Source organism: Methylophilus luteus, from assembly GCF_042676265.1.
Classification (GTDB): domain Bacteria; phylum Pseudomonadota; class Gammaproteobacteria; order Burkholderiales; family Methylophilaceae; genus Methylophilus; species Methylophilus luteus.
Map to the genome: position 1 here is coordinate 207,454 of NZ_JBHTKB010000002.1, position 26,816 is coordinate 234,269.

A 26,816-nucleotide genomic window follows, 5' to 3' on the forward strand; every position below is an offset into this window, starting at 1 on the left:
AAGCGCGTTTTATGTTTTAAGTTATTTCAATGTTTAAATCAGGCTTCCGGTAACACTGCCTTGCGGAAGCCGGCCGGGATACTTTCCGGAAAATCTGCCAGGAAAGCCGTGGTCTGGCTGGCCGATAACGCAGCACTGAACAGATAGCCTTGCACATGATGGCAGAGTTTGTATTGCAGGTATTCGAATTGGATAGCGCTTTCTACACCTTCAGCTACCACTTTCAGGTTAAGGCTGACCGCCAGCGCCACCAGGGCATCGACAATGGCAATATCGACTTTATCATGCGGGATACCGGCAGTGAATTGCTTGTCTATCTTGAGGATATCGACCGGCAGCTGCTTGAGGTAATTCATGGATGAGTGGCCTATGCCAAAATCATCGATCGCAATGCCTATGCCGAGCTGCTTCAAGGCATACAGCACATGCTTGGCAGATTCGATATTGCGCATGACCATGGATTCGGTGATCTCCAGGTTGAGCGTGCGCGGCGAGATGCGGTAGTAGTCCAGCGCGTGACGTATGGTGGAGGACAAACTGTCATCGTCCAGCTGGCGGGACGAGATATTGACGTTCATGAACAGGTCTTTGTCATAGGTTTGCTGCCACATGGCCAGTTGCTTGAGTGACTGGTGTATGACCCAGGCCCCTATGCTGATGATCAGGCCTGAGCCTTCTGCCAGGTGTATGAACTGGTCTGGTGCCAGCACGCCTTTGGTCGGGTGCCGCCACCTGAGCAAGGCTTCAAAGCCTATGGTCTTTAACTGCTGGGTATGAATGATGGGCTGGTAATAAAGCTCCAGCTCGTGGTTCTGCAGTGAAAAGTGCAGCTCTTCGCGCAGCGTGCGCAGTTCAGAAGTATTGACCTCATCCTCATCACTGTAAAAGCGGAAGGTGTTCCTGCCGGCATCTTTGGCCTGGTAAAGCGCCATATCGGCATTTTTCATGACTTCGGTTTTAGAGTCAAAACCTGGCCGCAGGGTGGCTATGCCTATGCTGACGCCGATATGGATCTCATGGTCATCGACAATAAACGGGGTGGAGATATTCTGGATCACCCGGTTACACACCTGTTCTATGGTGCTGCGTTTGGGCGCTTCGAGGATCACGGCGAATTCATCACCACCCAGCCTGAAGATCGCGTCTTCTTGCGACATATTGCCGCGCAGCCTGTGTGCAACCTGTTGCAGTAATTTGTCGCCGGTATTATGGCCGAAGGTGTCGTTGACGATCTTGAAACGGTCCAGGTCCAGCAATAGCAGGTAAACGCGTTTGCGTTCATCGGCCGGGCTGGTGATCTTTTTGGTGATGATCTCTTCAAACGCATGGCGGTTCAGCAACAGCGTGCTTTTATCGTAATGCGCCAGGAACTGCAGTTTCTCTTCTATCTCCTTGCGGTGTTCCAGCTCTTTCTGCAGCTGGGCGTCGCGCTGGCTGATGCTTTCCAGCATGTTGTTGATGTCTTTGCCCAGCAGGCCTATCTCGTCCTGGCTGGTGGTGTAAATGCGCTGCTCGTAATGATGGTTTTGCGTGATGTTGCTGACAAAGGTCTGCAGGGTGTGGATAGGGCCGACGATATAGCGGTTAAGCCGCCACATCACGAAATAACCGAACAGCGCCGCTGCAATGGCGGCAACGGTATTCGACCAGGCAAAGCCGATCAGCATATCGACTATCTGCTCCTGTTTGATGATGGTGCGTAGCGTGCCTACGGTTTTTTCGTTGACGACGATAGGCACGTTGAGCTGCATATCGCCAAAGAAAGGGTACAGCCATTGCCATGCAGACGCAGTGGGCAGGTGCTGGGGGTGCAGGCTTTCCAGCTTGTGCTGATGCTGGTCCAGTATCACTATGGTGCGGATATTGGTGTTATCCGAGAGTGGCTCCAGGGTCTTGGTCGCCGAACCCAGCTCGCCGAACATGACTGCCGGGCCTATGGAGGTGGTGACCACATTCATTTGCAGCAGAATGCCCTCGGCCAGGTGGGTGCGTAAATTATGATAGTGGTTACCCAGGGCGAATATGCTGAACACCAATAGCATACTCAGGGTCATCGCCAATTCTGTCAGCAGTAATTTCTCGGCGATCTTCAGGTTACGAAACAGTCTTAACATACACGCTTAATCGTTAATAATATTGGTCGCCAGTTTCAACAGTCGCGCATCAAACACCAGCCCAGCCTGTTTTGCCGGCTGTATGCGCAGGTCAAACTGGTAACGCTTGTCCTGCGCGTGGATCACCACATGGCCGTAATCTGAGAATTTGTTACTGCCTTGTACCACGGTCAGTATCGATTCTTTTTGAATCGACTGTTGTAATTCCAGCGGTTTTTGTGGAATAAAGTCCTGAATATACAACAGATTGCAGCGTTTCACGTCAGCGATCGTTTTAAGTGGTAGCAAGAACAGCGGCACATTCTGTAGTTTTTGCGATTCCAGGGTGCTGGATTGCAGATAACCTATATCCTCTTCAAACGCACAGATATTGTAGGTTTCCTGAGGCAGGCGGTTGGGGGTCTGGCTCAGCAGGGCAAGGTTAAAAATCAGTTCAGAAGTGGTTTCACGCATGTCGTGTGGCGCTGAAGCTGCCCAGCCGGTATGGGCGACTGCCAGCCCCAGGCACGAGAGCATAAAGGCCAGGGCCGGGCGTATCGCAGCGTAAACGCGTGGACGCTGCCGCTTGTTTTCGCGGTGGCCTGCTTGCAGCATGCTGGGTAAATGATGGGGGTGATCGCCGGAGGGGGTAGCGTTGACCAGGCTAGGGTGCTGCGTTCTCCTGCAAAAGCTTGGTTTCATTTTCAGGCTGAACTCCCTTGGTGTGTCATCGGAGAGCGCCACTGACTTGCTTTTAAACAGGTGCAGGCCATCAGCGCTTAACAATGAAACATCATACCTTGTGGCACAAAATCTACAATCTAAAATACTGATAAATTCTGTATCTGTATGATAATCAATTTATTTTAGTGTTATTTGCGGACTAGGCCAAGTCCGTGCAGGCCGTCATAGCGCGCTGCTTGTGTCAGCAATTTTCGCTCAGTACTGACTGTGGGCGGTTTGCAGGTGGCTGGCGGGTTTTAAATCAAAGGCGACACAGATGCGATTGGCCTCGGCATGAAAGGGGATGGTCCTGTGGAACAGCGAAGAAGGGAAGAGCACGATATCGCCTATGCCGGGCTTGATAAAACGGCTGGGGAAATCATCATGCAGCTTGGGGTAAGCGTCGCCATGCGTGCCATATTCAAAAGCACCTTCTTTAGGGTCGGCAGTTTCGGGCATGGCCAGGTAGACCGCGCCGCTGATCCAGCCTATCTCATGGATATGCGCATCCAGGTGGCCGCCTTTTTGCATGTTGACATACCACGAGCTGGTGAACTCCAGCTCTGCCGGAAAGTGCGTGATCAGTGCGCATTGCGCCTGCTGGAAATGTTGCTGGTACAGACTGAACTCGCGTTTGACCAGTTCTCCCAGCGTGCGGAAAGCCGCTTCCGGGCGCTTGAACAGATTGCCCGCCGATTGCTTGCCATTGGTCAGGCGCGCCTGTTTGCGTTCGGCGATATCCGTCTGCGCGATATTCTCCAGCAGTTCTGCCAGCAGCGAGCTGCCAGGAGCCAGTTCAGGCAGGCGCCGGTGATAAACGAAATCCAGCCCGTTGGCACAAAACTGGTAAGGGTCAGTTTCGCCGTGATTGATACTGTAATGGCTGGATAAGGTGGCAATAAAAGGCGCGGTATGCGGGCCTTGCGCTATCACCTCGGCGCGCAGCTGTTTAAAGTCAGCAAACTTTTCTGCCTGGTACAGGCAATACAATACCCGCGATTGCCAGTCGTCCAGTTGCGAACGTTGAAAGTAAGGGATGGCTTCTTCATAACGCTTTGCCAGGTAAAGAAACTCGCCCATATTGTAATTGGCACCCGCATGTTCGGGGTTGCGCTGCAAGGCTTGCTGGTAATGCTGCACCGCCAGCGTCATGTCGCCCTGGTCGCGCCAGGTCTCTCCCAGGTTGTTGTAGGCATCGGTGTAATTGGGAAAAAGCTCAATGGCACGCTGGTAACTGCGTACCGCCTCCTGCAATTGCCCCTGGTCGCGGTAGGCGGTGCCTAAATTAAAATGGCCGCGCGCATCTTGCGGTTGTATACGCAAGCCGGTCTGGTAGCTGCTGATGGCTTCTTCCAGGCGGCCCTGTTTCTGCAGCAGGGTGCCCAGGTTGCCATGCGCCTCAAAAAATTGCGGGTTGAGGGTAATGGCTTTGCGGTAGGCTTGTTCTGCCTCGGTCAGCTGGTTCAGGTGCGTCAGCACGATGGCATGATTGAACCAGAGTTCAACATTGTTCGGTTGCAGCTTGAGTGCCTGGGCATACGCCAGCGACGCCTCGGCGAACTGCTGGCTTTGATCCAGTGCCAGCGCCAGCACATGGTGCAAAATAAACTCACGCGGAAACTGCGCCAGCAGCTGGCGGGCACGCTGTACCACGCTGGCGTATTGTTGCGCCTGCAGCTGCTGTATCAGTGCATTGATTTCTTGCGGGAGGGAAAGTGCCATGATGCGTGATTCCTAAGGTTGTTACAATTTTGTAACATATCTAACGATTTCGCAAGGCTCAGTCGCTTTGAGTTAAGACAAAAACTGGCGGGTCAGTCTTTTTAATTCAGCATAAATGAAAGCAGCTTCAGGCCGGGGCACTGTTGATCTGGGCGTGACTGGATAATTGTTTGAGCAGGCGTACGGCTATCTTGGGTTCTTCCTGTAACAAGTCTTCTATGCATTCGGCATCTATCTCTATCACCGCGGCCTGTGCAGAGACCACCACCGCACTGGCGGTGACCGGCTGCGCAGAAAACAAGGCGATATCGCCAAAGAAATCACCGTATTGCAAGATGCGTATGGTTTTGTCTGCGCCATCCGGCAAGCGTTGCACCAGGTGCAGCGTGCCTTCTACCACCATATAGTAATGATGGTTGGCGTCGCCCTGGTTGAAGATATAACTGCCGTTGCTATAAGTCTTGCCGTATTTATGCATCAGGGTCTGCAAATAATGTTGCTGGTTGGGAACATCATTGAACAGCCCTTTCAGCAGCAATATATCTTTTTGCCTGAGGGTGACCATCAACTCAAAGCCGATCAGGAAGATGGCAAAATTCAGGTACAGCCAGCTGATGGAAACGAACATGGCTTTCATGCTGCCGAACACCGCGCCGAAATTCTTGTTCACACTGAGAAACAGGCCAAACGCCGGCCGCATCAGCAGCCACAGGCCGGCGGTGAGCAGTGCGGATAATAACAAATGGCGCCATTGCACATGCAAAGGGCAGAAGGTGCGGTAAAACCCGGCGATCAGCAATGTGGTCAGCAGCAGCGAAAGTAAGGCGCCGACAAAGTTGATCAGGGCAGAGGGTAAATGCACCGCCAGAAAAACAATGACTGATTCAAGCACAAAGCCGGCAGCGGTGAACAGAAAGAAAACCAGCAGCACACCAAGCACCGCCAGCACATCGCGCAATTTCTTGTTCCAGAAAGATGGCACATCATGCCGGCTGGCGATCTGGTAAAAGCTGGAGCGCATCGCCGCCGCCAGTGGTGTGATGGTCCATAACAGGATAAAAAAGCCCAGCGCCCCCCAGGCGGCTTTGGTCTGCGTGTTGTTGTACACCTCTATCATGATGCGCTGGCTGAATTCCGGCAGCAGGTTGCTGGTCAGTATCGCCAGCTTGACGATGGCGTAGTCTGATGAATACACCATATGGCTGATTAAAAAGAAGATCAGGATGATCAGCGGGATCAGCGCGAACAGTGCATAAAAGGATAAGGCAGCAGACAGCCCCATCAGTCTGTGCCTGCTCACCCCTTGTAGCGTGGTTTTAATGACAAATAGCGGCGTGGAATATACATAAGGCAAAAAGTATTGCCTGAGCGCATGCCAGTGGCGCTTAAATCTGATCACACTTGCTGTCAACATCAACGAGATCCCATGGCCCGCACAGTTACAAGGTCACCAGCGCTTTGTAACGCTCTGTCGCCGCCAGTAATGCCTGGCAAGTGCCTTGCTCCATCGCCGAATGGCCGGCGTCCGCTACCATCACCAGGCTGGCATGCGGCATGGCCTGGGCGAGTTGCCAGGCCGTTTGCGGCGGGCACACCATATCATAGCGGCCTTGCACTATGGTGGTCGGGATCTGGCGCAATGTAGTTGCTGCCAGCTGCAGCAATTGTTCGCCATCGATAAAACATAAGTGCTGTATATAGTGGATCTGCACGCGCGCGCGGGCCAGTTCAGTGGGGCCGTCTACCGCGTTGTCTTTTGCCGCTGTTGCTGTGGCGGGTGTTGCGTCAGCTGCTGCCGCGTTTGTCTGAACCTGGCTGGATGACTGTGTAACATCTGGTTTGGGCAACAGGCTCATGATGCTGGATTCAAAAGCATTCCAGCGTATGGCAGCCGGGATACTAATGGCAGTATCGGCAGCAAAGACCAGCTTAGCGTAGTAATCCAGGATATTTTCCCGCTGGTCTAGGGGCACGCCGTCAATCAGTCTATGCCAGGCTTCGGGAAAAAATAAGGCCACCTCGCCCAAAAACCACCTGATCTCCTGTGGCCGGCTTAAAAAGATACCTCTTAAGGTCAGGCTGATAATGTCAGCGGGGTGCCGGGTGGCATAAGCCAGCGCCAGCGTGCTGCCCCATGAGCCGCCGAACACATGCCACTGCTTGATATTCAGGTGCTGGCGTATCGCTTCTATGTCTGCAACCAGTGTCTGCGTGGTGTTGTCCTGCGTTTCGCCGGCTGGCTGGCTACGGCCACAGCCGCGTTGATCAAACAATATGATGCGGTAATACGCCGGGTCAAAAAAGCGGCGCTGTGCAGGGTTGCAGCCACTGCCGGGTCCGCCATGTAAAAAAATCACCGGCACGCCATGCGGATTGCCACATTGTTCAACATAGACCGCATGCGTGGCGCTGACTTTTAACAGTTCATGCTGGTATGGCGTGCATTCCGGGTAAAGATTCAAATCATTCATAAAGCGTATTTTTTCTAGGTTGGTAGATTAACTATCTGATTTTTAGGATATTTTTTCAAGCAGATTTTGATAAAAAAAAATAACAGAAACAAAGCTGAAAAAAGTGTAACCAATTTGTAACTAAAGTGTTGCAATTGAAAACAAATTGTTCTATATTGCAATCCTCATATGCGGCAAAGTGTGAATTTCTACAGTTAGTCGGGAAATTTTCCCTAGCCGGTATTGTGTAAAGTATGCGAACAATTTAGTACTCCAATCCTAGTGGATACAAGTTGAATGTGTACTTAATATTAAACCCTTAGTATCAACTTTGGAGATCAATATGCAAGTTAATAAAATCAAACTGGCTTTGGGCCTTGTAGCAGCGTTGCCTTTAGTGGCATTTGCTGCAGCAGACCAAGAAGCTGCATTGAAAGATGCGAACAACTGGGCTCACCCACGCGGTCAACATAATAACCAAGGTTACAGCGCGCTGTCACAAGTTAACAAAGGCAACGTTAAGAACCTGAAAGCTGCATGGACATTCGCTACCGGTGTAAACCGTGGTCACGAAGGTTCTCCAGTTGTAGTGGGCAACATGATGTATCTGCACACTGCTTTCCCAAACAACGTATACGCTCTGGATCTGAACGATAACCAGAAAATCGTTTGGTCCTATTTCCCTAAGCAAGACCCAAGCGTTCAAGCAGTTCTGTGCTGTGACAACGTATCTCGTGGTCTGGGCTACGGCGACGGTAAAATCTTCCTGCAACAGAACGACGGTACTCTGATCGCTCTTGATGCAAAAACCGGTGCTAAAGTATGGGATGTTAAAAACACTGATCCTAAAGTCGGTGCTACTAACACTAACGCTCCACACGTAATCAAAGACAAAGTATTGACCGGTTGTTCAGGTGCTGAATTCGGCGTACGTTGCTTTATCGCTGCATACAACCTGAAAGATGGTTCTTTGGCATGGAAAGCTTACTCAGCTGGTCCAGACAGCGAATCTTTGATCGGTGCTGACTTCAACAAAGAAAACCCACAATACAGTGCTCTGTCAGTTTACCAAGACGTAAACGGCGGTAACAAAGAAGGTGGTTCTTTCAAAAAGATCCCTAACGACCAACTGAAAACAGGTGAAAAAGAATTGGGTACACGTACCTGGTTGAAACCACAAGCTGTTAAAGATGGCTGGCAACATGGTGGCGGTTCCGTATGGGGCTGGTGGCCATATGATGCAAAAACAAACCTGGTTTACTACGGTACTGGTAACCCATCCGTTTGGAACCCAGATGTACGTCCAGGCGACAACAAATGGTCTATGACTATTTTCGCTCGTGATTTGGACACAGGCGTGGCTAAATGGGGCATGCAAATGACTCCACACGATGAGTGGGACTACGATGGTATTAACGAAGTGATCCTGTTCGACAAAGGTGGCAAAACATACGCTTGGCACCATGACCGTAACGGTTTCCTGTACACATGGCAAGCTGGTAACGGTACATTGGTTGCTGCTGAAAAAGTGCACCCATTCGTTAACTGGGCTAACAACGTTGACCTGAAAACTGGTGTGCCAGACAAATTGGCTTCAGCTTCTACTCACCAAGACTACAACGCTAAGGGTGTTTGCCCAGCTGCTTTGGGTACTAAAGACCAACAGCCTGCTGCTTACTCTCCAAAAACAGGTTTGGTATACACACCATTGAACCACGTGTGTATGACATACGAGCCAGTTGAGTCTAAATACGTTGCTGGTCAACCATGGGTTGGTGCTACATTGACTATGTTTGCTGGTCCTGACGGCGTAATGGGTGGCTTCGGCGCTTATGATCCAATGACTAACAAAAAAGTTTGGTACAACAAAGAGAAATTCTCTGCTTGGGGTGGTGCTTTGACTACTTCTACTAACGTTGTGTTCTACGGTACTTTGGATCGTTGGTTCAAAGCTGTTGATGCACAAAACGGTAAAGAGCTGTGGAAATTCCAAGTGGGTTCCGGTGTTATCGGTAACGCATTCACATACGGTAACAAAGGTAAACAATACGTTGGTGTCTTCTCCGGTATCGGTGGTTGGGCTGGCGTTGCGATGAACCTGGGTATGACTAACGACACAGATGCACTGGGTGCTGCTGGTGGTTACAAAGAGTTGACCAAGTACAACGCTGCTCCTGGCGGCGGTGCACTGAATGTATTCTCACTGTAATTTGAAATTTATTTCAAGTTAACTTAAGAAATACGTTGACTCCTCTAACACCCTGCTTCGGCAGGGTGTTTTTTTTCATGAAATTCATGATTAGTAAATGCATTAAAAATTAAAATAGGTTTTGGCAACAAATAGAAACTTATTCAAGATAAGATGATGGCTCTTGTCGGGTGTTGGCAGAACTTTTAGCTTTTAAAAACACTCCAAACACGACAGGTAAAATCACAATAAGGATGAAATCAAGATGAAAATGACATGGAAGTTACTGGGTGCGATCGGGTTGATATGGGCAGCACAAACAACGGTGCTGGCAGAGGAAATAGAAATTCCATCCATTAATCCGGATGAAGGCCGTATCGGCGAAGTACGTCGCGTAGCAGATGAATCAGAATTCAAGGTCTGTTCTGACCCTGACAACATGCCTTACTCCAATATCAAGCTGGAAGGTTTTGAAGACAAGATCGCCAAAGTATTGGCAGATGATCTCGGCAAGAAACTGACTTTCCAGTATGCCTATAACCGCCAGGGCTTTTTGCGTAACACGATCAATGCCATGCGATGTGATGTCATTATCGGCATGACCTCGGATTTCGACGGTCTACGTACATCCAAACCCTATTACCGTTCTGGCCATGTGTTCGTCTGGCGTAAAGACAGCAACTACGACATCACCAACTGGGATTCACCTGACCTGAAAAAAGGCATCATAGGTATCGTCGGTCAAAGTCCGGCGACCATTCCTTTGAATGATCACAACCTGATGACCAATGCACGTCCTTACCGTATGCAGCGTGATCTGAACCTGCCTACCAGCTTTATGATCGATGACCTGGTTGCCGGCAAGATAGACGTAGCGATCATGTGGGCGCCGATCGCCGGCTATTTCGCCAAGCAATCTAAAGTGCCACTCGAATTACGCATGATCCCTGAGTACAACAAAGTCAATCTCAAGGGTAAAGAGTACTGGAATATCTCGGTTGCTGTCAGGATGAAAGATAAAGACCGCATCAAAATGATCAACGAAGCGCTGGAGCGCAATAAAGACAAGATCGATGCGATCCTGAAAGACTATGGTATCCCTACCGTACCGGTAGTCGAAGGCGATAGTGTGTATAAAAAATAACACTGATGTGAAAAATTTTTATAAACAGGCCTTGATTAATGACATAGTGAAAAAAACTCAGTAAAATCGAGCACTTGTTTTGAAATGGCCACGTGAAAGATTCTGAAGATTATTCGGAAATATTCGTCAACCGTTTCTGAAACGATTCGTTAAATGAGCATGCGTTAATAATTAGTTTTTCAATTAACGCCGCTCATTTTGTTTAGGATTAGGAGACAACATGTTAGGCAATAAAATTAAATCAGCGGTGATGGTTTCCCTGTTGGCATTTACTACAGGCGCAATGGCTGATGTAACTTTTTCGGCTACTCAAGACGGATCTACCATCACTATTGATAAAGCCATGTTTGATACCGATGCAGCTAAAGAATTCTTAGCGACAGGTAAAAACCCATATATCGGTAACGAAGCTGCAATCAAAGCAGGTAAAAAGAAATTTAACCTGTATTCATGTGTAGCCTGTCACGGTGGTAAAGGCGAAGGCGCGGTTGGTCCAGGCTTGATAGGTGCTAACTTCCGTTACGCTAAAGATGCGACCAATAAAGGCATGTTTGAAACCATCTGGCACGGTACTAACGGTGGTATGGGCGCTAAAGGCTATGGCCTGATGGCTCCAGATGATGGCTTGAAACCAGATGAAGTGTTGCAAGTGATCGCTTTCATCCGTAGTAACAGTGTTGTAAAAGCAACCGGTAACGAATAACAATAATACCAACTTAAAACGGTCACCTTGGTGACCGTTTTTTGTTTTTATGGCACAATGATTCAGTCAGTTTTATGCATAATAAAAACAATAAAAAACTGTTTGATTTCAAGGAAAATTCTAACGCAAAGGTATGGGGGCAATCATGAGAAGTTTGTTGTTAACGTCAGTTCTGGCAGCGCTGCTGGCGGCATGTGGTAATAGTGGTCAGTCAGCAGGGTCTGCGGCTGAATCATCTGCGGATATTAAGGCGATCAAGTTTGAGGCGACCCAGGATGGGCAGCCTTTGGAAATCGACGCTAAAATGTTTGATACGCCGGCGGCGAAAGAGTTTTTAAGCACAGGCAAGAACCCTTACATCGGTAAGGAAGACGCGATCAAGGAAGGCAAAAAGAAATTCAACCTGTTTTCTTGCGTGGCATGCCATGGCGGGCACGGTGAAGGTGCGGTTGGACCTGGCCTGATCGGTGAAAACTTCCGTTATGCCAAGAATGCGACCAACAAAGGTATGTTTGAAACTATCTGGCACGGCACTAACGGTGGCATGGGTGCCAAAGGTTTTGGCCTGATGGCGCCGGATGATGGTTTGAAACCGGATGATGTATTGAAAGTGATTGCCTTTATTCGTAGCCATGCAAAAATCACAGGCAACGAATAGCGGTATAATGTAGGTGTTGTGCGCGCTTGGCTGTACGGCAGGCGCGCTTTTTTATTGAAGGATATAAGTGTGACGGATGAAAATAATTTACACCATGTCATCATCGTAGGTGGTGGCGCAGGTGGCCTGGAATTGGCGACCAAGCTGGGAGATTCTCTCGGCAAAAAGAACAAGGCTCGCATTACGCTGATCGATAGCACCAGGACACATGTATGGAAACCGTTATTACATGAAATCGCTGCCGGTAGTATGGACCCGGACAGGCATGAGCTGGATTACCTGGCACAGGCACACTGGCATCATTTCAAATTCCGCCTCGGCCGCATGGATGGCTTGAACCGGGCCACACGCGAGGTCATCCTGGCACCGTTTCTGGACGAAGACGGCAACGAGGTCATTGCACGACGTACCTTTAAATACGACACCCTGATCATTGCCGTAGGCAGTACTACCAACGACTTTGGAATCAAAGGTGCACGCGAATATTCATTGGCGCTGGATACGCATTCCCAGGCGCAAAGATTCCACCGCTACCTGCATAACGCATTGTTGCGCGCGCAGACTCAGGCTGAGCCATTGAAACCGGGCCAGCTGGAAGTCGCCATCGTCGGTGCCGGCGCTACCGGTGTCGAGCTGGCAGCCGAGCTGCACAATACCACACGTGAATTGGCCGCCTATGGGCTGGACAAGATAGACGCTGACCGCGATGTGAAGATCTCGCTGATAGAAGCCAGTGACCGCATTCTGCCTGCATTACCGACCAAGCTTTCTTATGCGGTGGATGTAGAACTGCGTAAACTGCGCGTCAATGTGTTTACCGGTGAGCGCGTGACTGAGGTTTCCGCAAAAGGCATCACTACTCACAGTGGCCGCTTTATTCCTGCCGAGCTGGTGGTATGGGCGGCCGGTATCAAGGCGCCAGATTTCCTCAAGGATATTGATGGCCTGGAAACCAACCGCATCAATCAGCTGGTGGTGAACCAGCATCTGCAAACCACGCGCGATGAGCATATTTTCGCTTTCGGTGATTGTGCTGCCTGCCCATGGCTGGGACACGATACCACGGTGCCACCACGTGCACAGGCTGCGCACCAGGAAGCTTCATTGCTGGTGAAAACAGTGAAAGCACGCGTTGCCGGTAAAGACACGTTGCCGGAGTTCCATTACCGCGATTATGGCTCGCTGGTCAACCTGGGCAAATATTCCACGGTTGGCAGCCTGATGGGCGCAGTCGCTGGCGGCAGCATGTACATTCAGGGCCTGTTTGCCAGGGTGATGTACCGCAGCCTGTATAAAATGCACTTGATGGCCTTGCATGGCGTGCTGGCCGTGATCGTTCATAGCATAGGCCGCCTGATCTCCAGGCGCACCGAACCGCATGTGAAACTGCACTGATCGTTGCAGTCTCGCTTTTAGCCTGCTGGCAAAAGCGACACGAAATAAAAGGGCGCTGCAAGCGCCCTTTTATTTTATGCAAGCAGGTTTATTTGCTGATGCAATCACTTAGTTCTGTATATGTTTGCGGTAGACAAAGGTGATCAGAGACATGCTGAAAATAATAAATACGCCAAAGATCGCCACTATGGTGTTGATCTCGAACTGCGCACCCACCATCCAGGTATAAGCACCAAGCAATAACAGTATGCCTATATTCTCGTTAAAATTCTGCACCGCGATAGAGTGCCCGGCACCGAGCAGATGGTGACCCCTGTGTTGTAGCAGCGAGTTGAGCGGCACCAGGAAATAGCCTGACAGTACCCCTATGATAAACAGCAAGACTGCCGCGACGATAGGGTTGCTGATCAGTACCATGCTGATCACCAGTATGCCCATATAAATGCCGGCCGGCAGGACTTTGACCGCATTCTCTAGCTGCACATAACGCGAAGCCACCACTGAGCCTGCAGCAATGCCGACCGCCAGAATGGCGATCAGGTAAGTCGCTTCCTGCTGCGAAAAACCCAGTTTGATATCTGCCCACTTTAATACCACGAACTGCAAAGTGGCACCTGCACCCCAGAACAGGGTGGTGACCGCCAGTGACACCTGGCCCTGCGGATCTTTCCACAAGGTCACAAACGCATGCCAGAAGTCTTTCAGCAAGAAGCGCAGCGTTTTTTGCTCCACCTTGTGGTCTATAGGCACTTTGGGAATAAAGTAATTGAACGCTGCAGCCAGCAGGTAAAGCACAGTGATGAATGCAATACCTACATAAGGGCTGGTCGCAGCCGCGATAGTAGAACCCAGCACCGGCCCGAGTATGATGGCAGTCACGGTGGTGCCTTCCATCCAGGCATTGGCCTTGATCAGCAGGTGTGAAGGCAGCATTTCGGTAAGTATGCCGTATTTGGCCGGCGAATAAGCAGCAGCGCCTATCCCGACCACCGCATAGGCATATAAAGGCGGCACGCCAGCCAGCGCCAGCAAACAGCCGACAAACTTGAGGCCGTTGCTCAAAAACATGACCCGGCCTTTGGGCAGGGCATCGGCAAACGGGCCTACAAATGGCGCCAGCACGATGTAAGAGATGACGAAGAACTCGCGCAACAACGGTTCGTGCCAGGTTGGCGCGTTGAGTTGAGAGAGCAGGGCGATCGCCGCAAACAGCAGGGCATTATCGGCGATTGCCGATAAGAACTGGGCAATCAGTAGTGTATAAAAGCCTTTGACCATAACATGGGGCAGACCTGCGTCTACAACACCTCTGCCGCAAAGTCCGCCAGGCGCGAACGCTCGCCGCGGATCAGGGTGATATGGCCGTTATGCTGCCAGTTCTTGAAACGGTCCACCACATAAGTGAGGCCTGAGCTGCCTTCAGTCAGGTATGGCGTATCAATCTGCGCGATATTACCCAGGCAGACCACCTTGGTCCCCGGGCCGGCACGCGTGATCAGCGTCTTCATTTGTTTGGGCGTCAGGTTCTGCGCCTCATCAATGATGAGGAATTTGTTGAGGAAAGTACGGCCACGCATAAAATTCAGTGACTTGATCTTGATCCGGGTGCGTATCAGGTCCTGTGTCGCCGCACGGCCCCATTCACCTACATCCTCATCCGTCTTGTTCAGTACATCCAGGTTATCTTCCAGCGCGCCCATCCATGGTGCCATTTTCTCTTCTTCAGTGCCTGGCAAAAAGCCTATATCTTCACCCACCGGCACGGTGACACGGGTCATGATGATCTCGGAATAACGCTTTTTATCCAGCGTTTGCGTCAACGCGGCAGCCAGGGTCAGCAAGGTCTTGCCGGTACCCGCCTGGCCCAACAGGGTGACGAAGTCTATCTCCGGGTCCATCAGCAGGTTGAGGGCGAAGTTCTGTTCGCGGTTACGCGCGGTGATCCCCCAGACATTGTGTTTGGGGTTGGCGTGGTCGTGCACTACTTCAAGCACGGCTGAGTTGTCTTCAAGTTTGCGCACGATGGCGTGAAATGGCTTGTTGTATTCGTAAAATACAAATTCATTGATCAGCAGCGATTTGACGATAGGGCCGTTGATCTTGTAAAACATGCGGCCTGCTTCCTGCCAGGAGTGCATGTCTTTGCTGTGTGCCTCCCAGAAGTCTTCCGGTAGCTCGCGCAAGCCGGTGTAAAGCAACTCGCTGTCTTCCAGCACCTTGTCATTAAAATAGTCTTCAGAAGGCACGCCCATCGCGCGCGCCTTGATACGGATGTTGATATCCTTGCTGACCAGAATGACATTACGGTCCGGGGATTGTTTTTTGAGCGCCAGTACAACACTGATGATCTGATTATCTGCTTTGCTGCCCGCTAAACCTGGCAGGTCGGTAGGCACATGTTCGGTTTGGAAAAACAGTTTTCCTGACAGGTGGCGATTGCCCTTGATGGACAGTTGACAGCCAGCCTCCAGATTGCTGGTGTCTACGCCACCCATGATTTCTTCAAGGAAGCGGCTGGCCTGGCGCGCATTGCGGGCAACTTCAGTCAGTCCTTTTTTGCCATTGTCTAACTCTTCCAGCGTCACCATAGGCAGATACACATCATGCTCTTCAAACCTGAACAACGATGAAGGGTCGTGCATCAGTACATTGGTATCCAGAACGAACAACTTAGTTTGCGCAGCACGTGCCATAGGAGATCACTTTATGAGTGGAAAGATTGGATGCTGGCCAGCACTTCAGCGGCATGGCCATCGACCTTGACACCACGCCACTCGCGGACAATGGTGCCTGTCGGGTCTATCAAAAACGTACTACGCTCTATACCACGTACCTGTTTACCGTACATGTTTTTCATTTTAATCACATTCAGCGCCTGGCAGGCGATCTCATCCGCGTCCGAGATCAGCTCGAACGGGAAAGTGTATTTGGCCTTGAAGTTCTCATGCGATTTGAGGCTGTCGCGCGAAATACCAAAGATCACGGCATTGGCGGCAGTGAATTCGTCATGCAGGTCGCGAAACTGAACGCCCTGGGTGGTACAGCCAGGCGTGGCATCCTTGGGGTAAAAATACAAAACAAGGAATTTTCCCAAATAGTCACTGACTTTGAATTGCAGGCCGGAGGTTGCTGGCAGGGATAATGCGGGAGCTGGTGAATTCGACATAATATTCGTGGCAGATGCTTAACCACATTGTTGATAAAAAACCAAAATTAAGCAAGCAGAAAAAAGAAAATTTTCCAGGCCGGTGCGCAAGTCGGCTATAAACGCCTGCAGGCGGCAAAAAGGCTTATTGCGGCAACGAAATAGTGATGCGTGTGCCTATGCCGGTGCGGCTTTCAAACTGCATGGAGCCGCCCAGCTCTTCGCAGACTTTGAACGCAAACGGGATGCCCAGGCCGGTACCGAAGCGCTTGGTGGTGGGGCCAGGGGTGATGGCGTGCGGGTCTGGCTTGAAAGGCATGCCCGGCCCCTGGTCGACGATCACCAGCGTCAGCATGTTTTCCTGCAGCGAGCAGCGGATATGGATATCTGTGCCTTTGGCCGAGGCTTCCGAGGCGTTGAGCAGCAGGTTGTACAGCATTTGTTCCAGCAGATGCTCATCGGTCAGTATCAGGTCCTTGATGGCAGAACTGTCTTCTATCACCCGGATGTTTTTCTCGCGCAGCTTGGGCTGCAGGGTCAGGATGGCGCCCTGCACGATAGAAGAAAGCAGCAACTGGTTGAGCATGGGTTTGATAGGGTGCAGATAGGAGAGCAGGCTGCCCGTCCATCTTTCCAGTCTATCCACCGTGTGTATGATGCCATGCACCGACTCCTGGGTATCTTTATCCGGCGCATCTATCACCTGGGCGGTGGCGCGTATGCTGGCGAGCGGGTTGCGGATGTTGTGCGCCAGCATGGGCACCAGCAGGCCCAGGGCCGCCTGCTTCTCGCTTTTTACCAATGCGTCCCGGCTCAGGGCCAGGTCTTCGGCCATTTTATTGATCTCTTTGGATAATACCGCCAGTTCTTCGGCACCCGCTTCGGGGACTTGATGGCTCAGGTTGCCGGTACTGATGGCATTGGTAGCGATCATGATGTCATTGATAGGTTTGACGATAGAGCGTTTAAGGATGCGGCGTGAGTAAAGGATCAGCACGCAGGCCAGCAACAGTGGCAGCGACAGCACGGCGATGGAACTGCTGCGCGCGTCATCCAGGCGGTTCTTGATCTCGCTCTGCTTGATCATCAGCAGGTGTTCGGCGCGCTTGGAGACCTCTTCGTAATGGGTGAAGATGCCGGTCTCTATATCCTGGTAGATCGATTTCTGCGCCTGCTTGTTGGGGTTGTTCTGGTAGCGGTAAAACAGGGTAGGTGCTTCATTCACCAGCTTGCGGTACTTGCTTTCTATCTCGCTGAGTGCGGTGCGCTCTTCTTCATCGATGGCGATGCTTTGCAAGCGCTGCAAATGCTCCAGGATAGAGGCGGTGTAGTGATTGTATTCATTGAGCGCATTTTCTTCCTGCAGGAAGAAAGCATCAAACAACTCTTTTACCTGGCGGTAAAGGTCACCCCTGACCAGGTAGATCTCCTGTATCACCATATTGATACGCTGTGATTGCTTGGAGGCTTTATCCCACAGGTAAATGCCGTAACCGCCGCTGGCTACCGCCAGTATGATCAGGGTGATGAAATACAGGTCATGAAACAGCAACAGATGTTTGAGCGACTTGCCATAGGCACGCTGAGTAAAAGCTTTTTTGAATCTGCCTTTGAAAAATGCCATATGCACTAAGCTCAGCTGCTCAACTTGAAGCTGACCGTGACGACGATATTGTTGATTCTACCGCGCAAAATCTCATTAAAGTGCGGCTTTAGCTGCGATTTCTGCGCTGCCGACAGGGCCGCATCATCAATCGCTTTGTTACCGCTGGACTCTACGATCTCTATACCGGTGATCTCGCCGCGGTCATCAATATTGATCTTTAATTTCACCTCGCCCTCTATGCCCCTGTCCTGTGCGATCCTGGGGTAGCGCTGGTTCTTCTTCAATTCGCGGTGCGCTGCATTCCTGAAGGCATTACGTGCCGCTTCTATATCGCCCTCACTGGGCCCGCTGGCTTTGGGTGGTTCTGCTGGTGGCGCCGGTGGGGGCGGTGCAGGTACGACTAGCTCAGGTTTACTCTCGCTCACGCTGGGTTTTGCCGTGATCACTGCCGGCGCGGGCGCTTCTGCCACCGCGTGTGTAGGCTCTGAAGGCGGCTCTACCACCGGTGATGTTTTTTGCGGCACTGGTTTTTGTTCAACCGGCTTGGGTTGCACCGGTTTAGGCGGTGGTTTCACCGGTTGTGGTTTGGGTGGTTCAGGTGGGGGTGGGGTAGGTTCAGGTTCTGCAGCAGGTAAAATAGGGGCAGGCGGCGTTTCTTTCACCAGCTCGATCTGGATCTCCTGCTTGGTGACAGGCGGTTTTTCATAGGTGGGTTTGGGCATGAATAACATAATCAACGCATGTATCAATAGCGAACCTATCAGGCACCACTCCAATGCATGTTTGAATTGTTTTGATTCTTTTAGTACGGCCTGCACGCCCAAATCCTAACCTTAAGCCCCCATCACGACCTGACACTATAAGCTATTTTCTGCTTTTTTTGCCAGTGTGTAAGGTATGTTCACCTAGCACGCGCCGTGAAAAGGTTGTACATCCACCAGCGCGCCTGCTGGCAGCGCGCCGGTTTTCTCATCCAGCACGATAAAGCAATTGGCCAGACTCATGCTGCTTAAAATGCCCGAGCCTTGCTGGCCGGTGGTTTTTACTTTCCAGTCTGCGCCTTGTTTAAACAATATGCCGCGCTGGAATTCGGTACGGCCGGTAGCCTTTTTTATGGCATCCACGCATTCAACCTTAAACGTAGGCCTGACCAGACTGGCGCTGCCCGCCAGGTGTTTGAGTGCATCCTGTACAAACTGGTAGAAAGTCACCATGGCAGAGACCGGGTTGCCAGGCAGGCCAAAATAATGGGCATTGCCTATCTTGCCGTAAGCCAGCGGACGGCCAGGCTTCATATTGATTTTCCAGAACAACACCTGGCCGTGTTCGGCTAGCAATTGTTTCATAAAATCTGCCTCACCCACCGAGACACCGCCGGTGGTGATCACTACGTCATGCTCAGCGGCGGCTTGCAGCAGGGTTTTTTCCAGTGCTGCAGGGTCGTCGGCCACATTGCCCAGGTCATGCATTTCTACCCCGGCGGCTTGCAGCACGCCCCATAAACTATAGCGGTTGCTGTCATAGATCTGCCCTTGCTGCAAAGGCTGGCCTACGCTGACCAGCTCATCACCGGTGCTGAAAAAGGCTACTTTCAGTTTACGGTAAACCTCGATTTCTGCGATGCCCAGTGACGCCAGCAGGCCCATATCCGCCGGTTGCACTTTATGGCCACGCGCCAGCACCGTTTGGCCGGCTGCAATATCTTCACCGGTCAGGCGGATATTGGCCCCCAAAGCCGGTAGTTTGCTCAGGGTGACCCACTCGCCCTGGGTAGCGGTATGCTCCTGCATGATCACGGTATCCACGCTGGCTGGTATGACGGCGCCGGTCATGATTTTGATGCAGCAGCCGGGCGGGATCTCCGCGGTGTAAGGCACGCCTGCAAAAGCGGTGCCTATGATCCTGAGCGCATTGCCGGCTTCGGCATGGCGGAAGGCAAAGCCATCCATCGCCGAATTATCATGGCCAGGCACATTCAGGCTTGATGTCACCGGCACCGCCAGTACCCGCCCCAGGCTGTCTTTGATGGCGACTGTTGCGGTCTCGCTGACCGGGCTTAAAAACTGCTCAATATAATGACGCGCCTGTGTCACCGACATGGCGTTAGGGTCGTAGTCATCCAGGCAGGAAGCATTCGCTGCCAGGGCAGCAAGGTCTAAATCAGGAAATTCAGGAGATTGTGGTTGCATGACAAATATTCACCCATCGCGAAAACATTATTTTTACATACTAAAGTGACTGTCACCAATGACTGGCAGCCGTCATGCTAAAAACAGTTGCGGCTGCACTTGCTAGCCTGGCTGGTATTCACCGGAGGTTAGCATTGCTGCGCATGATTGATGTTAGTGAATGCTTGCTCATCTTCAAACGTCACAAACACTGGCGAGTGCCTGGCTTGCCAGCCACTGACCCGACGTTGACCCTCGCTGAGGAATGCAGTGAGGTCAGCCTTTAATGAGTGATGAAACAGGCAAAAAACCGGATGCTCGCCACTGACGCTACGGGCGACTGCCACCAGAGTATTTGTTACCTGCACAGCCTGCGACAGGCGTGCGACCAGATCCAGCGGTAACAGCGGCGAGTCGCACGGCACGGTGAGTATCCAGTCGGTGGCGGCATGTGCTGCGCCAGCCTGGAACCCTGCCAGCGGGCCATCAAACTGGTCAGTGGCATCTGCCACCACAGTGACACCATATTGCTGGTATGTGGCCAGATTGCGATTGGCATTAATGATGACCTGGTCTACCTGTGGCCGTATGCGTTGCAGCACCTGCGCGACCATCGCTTTGCCCTGGTAATCGACCAGGCCTTTATCGATACCACCCATGCGCATGCCGCGGCCACCGGCAAGTATGACTGCGGTGATCTGCATCAACCACCTGTATGTGACATAAAGCGGATCACCGCTGGCGCGGCACGTTGTAAATCAAAATCGTGCCCTTTGGGTTTGATACGCATGCCATGCAATATGGCTGCTACCAGCGGACCATCATCATACGGGTGGCTACGCAGGATAGGCAGCAGGTCTACTTTGTGTTCCTGGCCCAGGCATAAAAACAATTCGCCTTTGCAGGTGATGCGCACGCGGTTGCAGCTTTCACAAAAGTTATGGCTATGCGGCGAAATAAACCCTATGCGCGTTTTGTGGCCATTGACCTGCCAGTAGCGCGCCGGGCCGCCAGTCTTGTGAGTGCTGGGGGTGAGTGAGAACTTACTTTTGAGTTGCGCCAGCGTTTCGTTATTGCTCAAGCAACTGTTTTCGCGGTCATGGTTGACCTCACCCAAAGGCATTTCTTCAATAAAACTGATGTCTATCTGTTTGTTGATGGCAAAGTTGACCAGATCGAATGCTTCATCGTCATTGATGCCGCGCATCAGCACAGTGTTGAGTTTGATATTATCAAAGCCGGCCTGTACGGCATGCTCCACACCGGACAGCACTTTAGCCAGCTCGCCTACGCGGGTGATGGTGCGGAAACGTTGCTCATCCAGACTGTCCAGCGAGATATTGATACGGTTGACCCCGGCAGTTTTCAGCGCCAGGCTGAAACGGTCTAGCTGGCTGCCATTGGTGGTGAGCAGGCATTCTTGCAGCCCGGGCAGATGGCCTATCTCTTCAAATAACCACATGGCATTTTTGCGCACCAGCGGCTCGCCGCCGGTGATACGCACTTTGCTCACCCCCATGCGCACAAATAATTTAACCAGGCGTGCGCATTCTTCCAGCGACAGTACCTCGTCACGCGGCAGAAAGGTCATTTCTTCGGCCATGCAGTACTGGCAGCGGAAATCGCACCGGTCTGTGATCGACAGGCGGATATAGTCCACACGACGGCCAAACTGGTCGATCAACTGGCTAGGAATATTATTCACAGGGGTCATGAAACTCATGAATCTTAAAGTAATCAATATATTATGCCCTTTTCCTGCTTTAACAAGGCATAAATAGAGGTTATTATTCGATGGTGATAGAATGTAACTGAATTGTAAATGCGAGGTTGGTTTGAACCAGATACTGAGCCATGAGCAGCAAACGCGCATTCAAGCGCATATTCAAGCACATCGTCTTGTAGCGGGCGGGTTGTTGCCGCTTTTACATGCGATCCAGGATGATATCGGCTATGTGCCAGAAGCCATTTATCCTGACATCTCCAGTGCACTGGCCCTGTCAGTCGCCGAAGTGCACGGGGTGGTCAGCTTTTATCATCACTTCCGCACCCATCCGGTAGGCAAACATATACTGCAGATCTGCCGCGCTGAATCTTGCCAGGCCATGGGCTCTGAAAAGCTCGAGGCCGAACTCAAATCCAGACTGGGTGTGGATTACCACCAGACCACACAAGACGGCCAGCTCACATTGTTACCGGTGTATTGCCTGGGCAACTGTGGCTGTTCACCGGCAGTGATGCTGGATGACGAAGTGCATGGCCGCATGAGCAGCGAAAAAGTTTCCGAATTGATAGACGAGGTGTGCCATGGTTAAGATCTATGTGCCTATAGACTCGACCGCACTCTCGCTGGGTGCAGCGCGCACAGCCAAGGCGGTCGCCAGTGAAGCGCAGGCGCGCGGCATTGATATCCAGCTGGTGCGCAATGGTTCGCGCGGCCTGTTCTGGCTAGAGCCGCTGGTCGAGGTCGAACTGCCACAAGGCCGTGTCGCGTTCGGCCCGGTACAGCCCAAAGATGTCGCCAGCCTGTTCGATGCCGATTTTATCAATGCCCAGTCCGAATCCGCTCAAGCGCATCCTTTATATCTGGGCCTGACCGAAGAACTGGCCTGGCTGAAAAAACAGCAGCGCCTGACCTTCGCCCGTGTCGGCATCACCGATCCGCTGTCGCTGGATGATTATCTGGCGCATGACGGCTACCTGGGATTAAAAAATGCACTGGCGCTGAGCGGTGCCGATATCGTCAAGGCGGTGACTGATTCCGGCCTGCGCGGTCGTGGCGGTGCGGCTTTCCCCACCGGCATCAAATGGAACACCGTACTCAACGCGCCTGCGGAGCAGAAATATGTGGTGTGCAATGCCGATGAAGGCGATTCCGGCACCTATTCTGACCGCATGATCATGGAGGACGACCCTTTTGTCCTGATCGAAGGCATGACCATCGCCGGCATCGCAGTCGGTGCCACCCAGGGCTATATCTACTTGCGCAGTGAATACCCACATGCGCTTAACACCTTGAATGAAGCCATACGCAGGGCGACCGTGGCCGGTTACCTCGGTGAAAACATCCTCGGCTCGGGCAAGGCTTTTCATCTTGAGGTCCGCCGTGCGGCCGGGGCGTATGTCTGTGGTGAAGAAACCTCGCTGCTGGAAAGCCTGGAAGGCAAGCGCGGCCTGGTGCGCTTCAAACCGCCATTGCCGGCCATAGAAGGCCTGTTTGGCAAGCCTACCGTCGTCAATAATGTGATCTCACTGGCCACTGTGCCTATCATTCTACATAAGGGCGCACAATTTTATGCCGATTACGGCATGGGCCGTTCACGCGGCACCCTGCCTATACAACTGGCGGGTAACCTGAAACAAACCGGGCTGGTTGAGCTGGCTTTTGGTGCCACGCTGCGTGAGTTGCTCTACGACTATGGTGGTGGTTCAGCCAGCGGCCGGCCTATACGTGCGGTGCAGGTGGGGGGGCCTTTGGGTGCCTATCTGCCGCAAGAGCAGTTTGATACGCCGCTGGATTATGAAGAATTTGGCAAGATCTGGGCGGTGCTGGGCCACGGCGGCATAGTCGCATTTGATGATAGCGCCGATATGGCCAAAATGGCCCGCTATGCGTTTGAGTTCTGTGCCGTGGAAAGCTGCGGTAAATGCACCCCTTGCCGCATAGGCTCTACGCGTGGCGTAGAAGTGATGGACAAGATAGTCGCGGGCAAGAACCACCCGCAAAATGTACAGTTGCTGCGTGATCTGTCTGACACCATGTTAAATGGTTCTTTATGTGCTTTGGGGGGCATGACACCTTACCCGGTGCTGAGCGCCCTCAATCATTTCCCTGAAGATTTTGGTCTGAGTAATAAAGAAGCGGCTGCCTAGGCAGCGGAGGTGACATTATGGATGACATCAAATATACCCCTACCCGGCCAGCGGCCCTGAAATACGATGCCGACAAAGACTATGGCACGCCCAGGTCTGACAGTGATGTGATGGTGACGCTGAACATAGACGGTGTGGATGTGACAGTGCCGGAAGGCACCTCTATCATGCATGCCGCGCAGCTGGGTGGCGTGACCGTGCCTAAACTGTGCGCAACCGACTCGCTGGAAGCGTTTGGCTCTTGCCGCCTGTGCCTGGTTGAAATCGAAGGCCGGCGCGGCTATCCGGCCTCGTGCACCACACCGGTGGCTGCCGGCATCAAGGTCAAGACGCAAACGCCCAAACTGGCCGATGTGCGCCGTGGCGTGATGGAACTGTATATTTCCGACCATCCGCTGGATTGCCTGACTTGTGCCGCCAACGGTGACTGTGAGTTGCAGGACATGGCGGGGGCAGTAGGCTTGCGCGAAGTCCGCTATGGTTATGAAGGTGAGAACCATCTGGGCCAGGCCAAAGATGAATCCAACCCTTATTTTACGTTTGATGCCTCAAAATGCATCGTCTGTTCACGCTGTGTGCGCGCCTGTGAAGAAACCCAGGGCACCTTTGCCCTGACCATACAGGGCCGTGGCTTTGACAGCAAAGTATCTGCCGGTAACCAGAATTTCCTTGAATCCGAATGTGTGTCCTGTGGTGCCTGTGTACAAGCTTGCCCCACTGCCACTCTGATGGAAAAAACCGTGATCGCCGCCGGTACACCAGAGCATAGCGTGACCACCACTTGTGCCTATTGTGGGGTGGGTTGCAGCTTTGACGCCGAAATGAAAGGCGAAGAAGTGGTGCGTATGACGCCGACTAAAGCCGGTGGTGCCAACCATGGCCATAGCTGCGTCAAAGGTCGTTTCGCCTGGGGTTATGCAACGCATGCTGACCGCATCACCACGCCCATGATACGCAAGAGCATACATGACCCATGGCAAAAAGTAGGCTGGGACGAAGCCATCAACTACGCCGCCAGTGAAATCCAGCGTATTCAGGCCAAATATGGTAAAGATGCGGTCGGTGGTATCACCTCCAGCCGCTGTACCAACGAAGAAGTGTATGTGACGCAGAAGCTGATACGCGCCGTATTCGGCAGCAATAACGTAGATACCTGCGCACGCGTCTGCCACAGCCCGACCGGCTATGGCCTGAAACAGACACTGGGCGAGTCTGCCGGTACGCAGACCTTTGATTCGGTGATGAAATCCGACGTCATCTTTGTCATGGGTGCCAACCCCACCGATGGTCACCCGGTATTCGGTTCCTTGATGAAACGCCGCCTGCGTGAAGGCGCCAAACTCATAGTTGCCGACCCGCGTGCGATAGACCTGGTGGAAAACTCACCGCATATCCGCGCCGACTATCACCTCAATTTACGCCCAGGTACCAATGTGGCGCTGATCAGTGCCTTGGCGCATGTGGTGGTGACTGAAGGCCTGGTCAAAGAAGATTTCGTTAAAGAACGTTGCGAATGGGATTCTTTCGTCGCCTGGCGTGATTTTGTAGCCAAAGCGGAAAACTCACCTGAGGCGCTGGCCAAAGATCTGGGGCTGGAACCGCAAAAAGTACGCGAAGCGGCACGCCTGTTTGCGACTGGCGGCAATGCCGCGATTTATTATGGCCTGGGCGTGACTGAACATAGCCAGGGCTCAACCACCGTGATGGGTATTGCCAACCTGGCGATGGCGACCGGCAATATCGGCCGCGAAGGCGTAGGCGTCAACCCGCTGCGTGGGCAGAATAACGTACAGGGCTCTTGCGATATGGGTTCCATGCCGCATGAGTTCCCCGGCTACCGCCATGTGTCTGATGATGACACGCGCGCATTGTTTGAAGCCGCCTGGGGCGTGACCTTGAGCGCAGACCCTGGCTTGCGTATCCCGAACATGCTGGACCTGGCAGCAGAAGGCAGTTTTAAAGCGGTGTATTGCGTAGGCGAGGATATTGCGCAATCCGACCCGGATACCCAGCATGTCACGCATGCGCTGGAAAGCATGGAGTGTGTGATCGTGCAGGACTTGTTCCTCAACGAGACTGCCAAGTTTGCCCATGTGTTTTTCCCCGGCGCTTCTTTCCTGGAGAAAAACGGTACTTTTACCAATGCCGAGCGCCGTATTTCACCGGTGCGCAAAGTCATGTCGCCAAAAAATGGCCTCAGGGAGGATGGCAAACACGAAGCCGGCCTGGAAGACTGGGAGATCACCGCCAGGTTCTCCGAGGCCCTGGGTTACCCCATGCGCTACGCGCATGCCAGCGATATCATGGATGAGATCGCCGCTCTGACACCTACTTTTAAAGGCGTCAGTTTCAAAAAACTGGACGAACTGGGCAGCATACAGTGGCCATGTAATGATGAGGCACCTGCAGGCACCCCCACCATGCATGTGGACGAGTTCGTGCGCGGTAAAGGCAAATTCTTTGTCACGCAATATGTGCCGACCACCGAAAAGGTCAATGGCAAATTCCCGCTGATCCTGACGACTGGCCGTATCCTGTCGCAATACAACGTAGGGGCGCAGACACGCCGTACCGAGAATGTAGTCTGGCACCCTGAAGACAAGATTGAGATCCACCCGCATGATGCTGAAGATAGAGGTATCCTGGAAGGTGACTGGGTAGGCGTGAGCAGCCGTGCTGGCCAAACCGTGTTACGGGCCAAGATCACCGAGCGGGTGCAGCCTGGTGTGGTCTATACCACTTTCCACCATCCCGAATCTGGTGCTAATGTGATCACTACCGACAACTCTGACTGGGCCACCAATTGCCCGGAATATAAAGTGACGGCGGTGCAGGTCAGCAAGGTAAATCAGTTGTCCGAATGGCAGAAAGACTACCGCAATTTCAGCGATACGCAGATCGAGTTGTCCGGCATGGACCCGCAGACGGTCGTTTCCTGATGGGCCCTG

21 protein-coding genes are annotated in these 26,816 nt (G+C 52.2%); 8 read left to right on the forward strand and 13 right to left on the reverse strand.

Going from position 1 to position 26,816, the window contains the following annotated elements:
* Window positions 1-38: 38 nt before the first annotated feature.
* The 5 genes from ACFQ1Z_RS10545 to pip all read right to left on the reverse strand — a co-directional run bounded on the left by ACFQ1Z_RS10545 (window position 39) and on the right by pip (window position 7,009).
* Window positions 39-2,114, reverse strand: coding sequence for a bifunctional diguanylate cyclase/phosphodiesterase (locus ACFQ1Z_RS10545; protein WP_379057502.1), 2,076 nt, complete (start codon window positions 2,112-2,114; stop codon window positions 39-41).
* Between the two features lie 6 nt (window positions 2,115-2,120).
* Window positions 2,121-2,879: a YfiR family protein gene (locus tag ACFQ1Z_RS10550; protein ID WP_379057504.1), complete on the reverse strand. Its 759-nt coding sequence runs from the start codon at window positions 2,877-2,879 to the stop codon at window positions 2,121-2,123.
* 153 nt (window positions 2,880-3,032) lie between these two features.
* Window positions 3,033-4,538: a tetratricopeptide repeat protein gene (locus ACFQ1Z_RS10555; protein ID WP_379057505.1), complete on the reverse strand. Its 1,506-nt coding sequence runs from the start codon at window positions 4,536-4,538 to the stop codon at window positions 3,033-3,035.
* Window positions 4,539-4,665: 127 nt separating this feature from the next.
* Window positions 4,666-5,952 carry a YhjD/YihY/BrkB family envelope integrity protein gene (locus ACFQ1Z_RS10560; RefSeq protein WP_379057507.1) on the reverse strand — a complete coding sequence of 429 codons (1,287 nt, stop codon included), beginning with the start codon at window positions 5,950-5,952 and terminating at the stop codon, window positions 4,666-4,668.
* A 25-nt stretch (window positions 5,953-5,977) separates the two neighbouring features.
* A complete protein-coding gene (gene pip, locus ACFQ1Z_RS10565) occupies window positions 5,978-7,009 on the reverse strand; it encodes a prolyl aminopeptidase (protein WP_379057509.1) in 1,032 nt (343 codons plus the stop codon).
* A gap of 322 nt (window positions 7,010-7,331) precedes the next feature.
* Between pip and ACFQ1Z_RS10570 the strand changes: the two genes are divergently transcribed.
* From ACFQ1Z_RS10570 to ACFQ1Z_RS10590, 5 genes are all read left to right on the forward strand, one after another.
* Window positions 7,332-9,197, forward strand: coding sequence for a PQQ-dependent dehydrogenase, methanol/ethanol family (locus ACFQ1Z_RS10570; protein WP_379057511.1), 1,866 nt, complete (start codon window positions 7,332-7,334; stop codon window positions 9,195-9,197).
* A gap of 244 nt (window positions 9,198-9,441) precedes the next feature.
* Complete coding sequence (locus tag ACFQ1Z_RS10575; RefSeq protein WP_379057512.1) at window positions 9,442-10,320, forward strand: quinoprotein dehydrogenase-associated putative ABC transporter substrate-binding protein; 879 nt, start codon at window positions 9,442-9,444, stop codon at window positions 10,318-10,320.
* A 220-nt stretch (window positions 10,321-10,540) separates the two neighbouring features.
* On the forward strand, window positions 10,541-11,023 hold the full coding sequence (locus ACFQ1Z_RS10580; RefSeq protein WP_379057513.1) for a c-type cytochrome: 483 nt from the start codon (window positions 10,541-10,543) through the stop codon (window positions 11,021-11,023).
* Between the two features lie 145 nt (window positions 11,024-11,168).
* Complete coding sequence (locus ACFQ1Z_RS10585) at window positions 11,169-11,681, forward strand: c-type cytochrome (RefSeq protein ID WP_379057515.1); 513 nt, start codon at window positions 11,169-11,171, stop codon at window positions 11,679-11,681.
* Between the two features lie 69 nt (window positions 11,682-11,750).
* Window positions 11,751-13,076 (forward strand): NAD(P)/FAD-dependent oxidoreductase, encoded by a 1,326-nt coding sequence (locus ACFQ1Z_RS10590; protein WP_379057517.1) that lies wholly within the window; start codon window positions 11,751-11,753, stop codon window positions 13,074-13,076.
* A gap of 108 nt (window positions 13,077-13,184) precedes the next feature.
* On the opposite strand, the gene lplT is transcribed toward ACFQ1Z_RS10590, so the two are convergent.
* From lplT to moaA, 8 genes are all read right to left on the reverse strand, one after another.
* A complete protein-coding gene (gene lplT, locus ACFQ1Z_RS10595) occupies window positions 13,185-14,354 on the reverse strand; it encodes a lysophospholipid transporter LplT (RefSeq protein WP_379057518.1) in 1,170 nt (389 codons plus the stop codon).
* Between the two features lie 20 nt (window positions 14,355-14,374).
* Window positions 14,375-15,769, reverse strand: coding sequence for a PhoH family protein (locus ACFQ1Z_RS10600; protein ID WP_379057520.1), 1,395 nt, complete (start codon window positions 15,767-15,769; stop codon window positions 14,375-14,377).
* 11 nt (window positions 15,770-15,780) lie between these two features.
* Window positions 15,781-16,242, reverse strand: a complete 462-nt coding sequence (locus ACFQ1Z_RS10605; protein ID WP_379057522.1) for a peroxiredoxin — start codon at window positions 16,240-16,242, stop codon at window positions 15,781-15,783.
* A 124-nt stretch (window positions 16,243-16,366) separates the two neighbouring features.
* Window positions 16,367-17,845: a sensor histidine kinase gene (locus ACFQ1Z_RS10610; RefSeq protein ID WP_379057523.1), complete on the reverse strand. Its 1,479-nt coding sequence runs from the start codon at window positions 17,843-17,845 to the stop codon at window positions 16,367-16,369.
* An 11-nt stretch (window positions 17,846-17,856) separates the two neighbouring features.
* Window positions 17,857-18,645: an energy transducer TonB gene (locus tag ACFQ1Z_RS10615; protein WP_379057524.1), complete on the reverse strand. Its 789-nt coding sequence runs from the start codon at window positions 18,643-18,645 to the stop codon at window positions 17,857-17,859.
* Window positions 18,646-18,732: 87 nt separating this feature from the next.
* Window positions 18,733-20,016, reverse strand: a complete 1,284-nt coding sequence (moeA, locus tag ACFQ1Z_RS10620) for a molybdopterin molybdotransferase MoeA (protein ID WP_379057525.1) — start codon at window positions 20,014-20,016, stop codon at window positions 18,733-18,735.
* Window positions 20,017-20,144: 128 nt separating this feature from the next.
* Window positions 20,145-20,699, reverse strand: a complete 555-nt coding sequence (gene mobA / locus ACFQ1Z_RS10625) for a molybdenum cofactor guanylyltransferase MobA (protein WP_379057526.1) — start codon at window positions 20,697-20,699, stop codon at window positions 20,145-20,147.
* The gene (gene moaA / locus ACFQ1Z_RS10630) at window positions 20,699-21,709 is read right to left on the reverse strand and encodes a GTP 3',8-cyclase MoaA (protein WP_379057527.1); all 1,011 of its coding nucleotides are present in this window, start codon (window positions 21,707-21,709) and stop codon (window positions 20,699-20,701) included. The genes mobA and moaA overlap by 1 nt, the downstream gene beginning before the upstream one ends.
* A gap of 133 nt (window positions 21,710-21,842) precedes the next feature.
* Here moaA and ACFQ1Z_RS10635 point away from each other — a divergent pair, with 133 nt between their 5' ends.
* The 3 genes from ACFQ1Z_RS10635 to fdhF are packed head-to-tail and all read left to right on the forward strand — an operon-like array spanning window position 21,843 to window position 26,807.
* Window positions 21,843-22,310 carry a formate dehydrogenase subunit gamma gene (locus tag ACFQ1Z_RS10635; protein WP_379058003.1) on the forward strand — a complete coding sequence of 156 codons (468 nt, stop codon included), beginning with the start codon at window positions 21,843-21,845 and terminating at the stop codon, window positions 22,308-22,310.
* On the forward strand, window positions 22,303-23,868 hold the full coding sequence (locus ACFQ1Z_RS10640; protein WP_379057528.1) for a formate dehydrogenase beta subunit: 1,566 nt from the start codon (window positions 22,303-22,305) through the stop codon (window positions 23,866-23,868). The genes ACFQ1Z_RS10635 and ACFQ1Z_RS10640 overlap by 8 nt, the downstream gene beginning before the upstream one ends.
* A gap of 17 nt (window positions 23,869-23,885) precedes the next feature.
* Entirely contained in the window at window positions 23,886-26,807 is a 2,922-nt protein-coding gene (gene fdhF, locus ACFQ1Z_RS10645; RefSeq protein ID WP_379057529.1) for a formate dehydrogenase subunit alpha, read from the forward strand.
* Window positions 26,808-26,816: the final 9 nt, after the last annotated feature.

Excerpts from the sequence above, each read along its gene's own strand:
- moaA (WP_379057527.1), bottom strand. The coding sequence starts at position 21,709 with ATGACCCCTGTGAATAATATTCCTAGCCAGTTGATCGACCAGTTTGGC.
- ACFQ1Z_RS10585 (WP_379057515.1), top strand. The coding sequence starts at position 11,169 with ATGAGAAGTTTGTTGTTAACGTCAGTTCTGGCAGCGCTGCTGGCGGCA.
- ACFQ1Z_RS10555 (WP_379057505.1), bottom strand. The coding sequence starts at position 4,538 with ATGGCACTTTCCCTCCCGCAAGAAATCAATGCACTGATACAGCAGCTG.
- lplT (WP_379057518.1), bottom strand. The coding sequence starts at position 14,354 with ATGGTCAAAGGCTTTTATACACTACTGATTGCCCAGTTCTTATCGGCA.
- ACFQ1Z_RS10610 (WP_379057523.1), bottom strand. The coding sequence starts at position 17,845 with ATGGCATTTTTCAAAGGCAGATTCAAAAAAGCTTTTACTCAGCGTGCC.
- ACFQ1Z_RS10545 (WP_379057502.1), bottom strand. The coding sequence starts at position 2,114 with ATGTTAAGACTGTTTCGTAACCTGAAGATCGCCGAGAAATTACTGCTG.
- ACFQ1Z_RS10575 (WP_379057512.1), top strand. The coding sequence starts at position 9,442 with ATGAAAATGACATGGAAGTTACTGGGTGCGATCGGGTTGATATGGGCA.
- ACFQ1Z_RS10580 (WP_379057513.1), top strand. The coding sequence starts at position 10,541 with ATGTTAGGCAATAAAATTAAATCAGCGGTGATGGTTTCCCTGTTGGCA.
- mobA (WP_379057526.1), bottom strand. The coding sequence starts at position 20,699 with ATGCAGATCACCGCAGTCATACTTGCCGGTGGCCGCGGCATGCGCATG.
- ACFQ1Z_RS10600 (WP_379057520.1), bottom strand. The coding sequence starts at position 15,769 with ATGGCACGTGCTGCGCAAACTAAGTTGTTCGTTCTGGATACCAATGTA.
- ACFQ1Z_RS10605 (WP_379057522.1), bottom strand. The coding sequence starts at position 16,242 with ATGTCGAATTCACCAGCTCCCGCATTATCCCTGCCAGCAACCTCCGGC.
- ACFQ1Z_RS10640 (WP_379057528.1), top strand. The coding sequence starts at position 22,303 with ATGGTTAAGATCTATGTGCCTATAGACTCGACCGCACTCTCGCTGGGT.
- moeA (WP_379057525.1), bottom strand. The coding sequence starts at position 20,016 with ATGCAACCACAATCTCCTGAATTTCCTGATTTAGACCTTGCTGCCCTG.
- fdhF (WP_379057529.1), top strand. The coding sequence starts at position 23,886 with ATGGATGACATCAAATATACCCCTACCCGGCCAGCGGCCCTGAAATAC.
- pip (WP_379057509.1), bottom strand. The coding sequence starts at position 7,009 with ATGAATGATTTGAATCTTTACCCGGAATGCACGCCATACCAGCATGAA.
- ACFQ1Z_RS10570 (WP_379057511.1), top strand. The coding sequence starts at position 7,332 with ATGCAAGTTAATAAAATCAAACTGGCTTTGGGCCTTGTAGCAGCGTTG.
- ACFQ1Z_RS10560 (WP_379057507.1), bottom strand. The coding sequence starts at position 5,952 with ATGTTGACAGCAAGTGTGATCAGATTTAAGCGCCACTGGCATGCGCTC.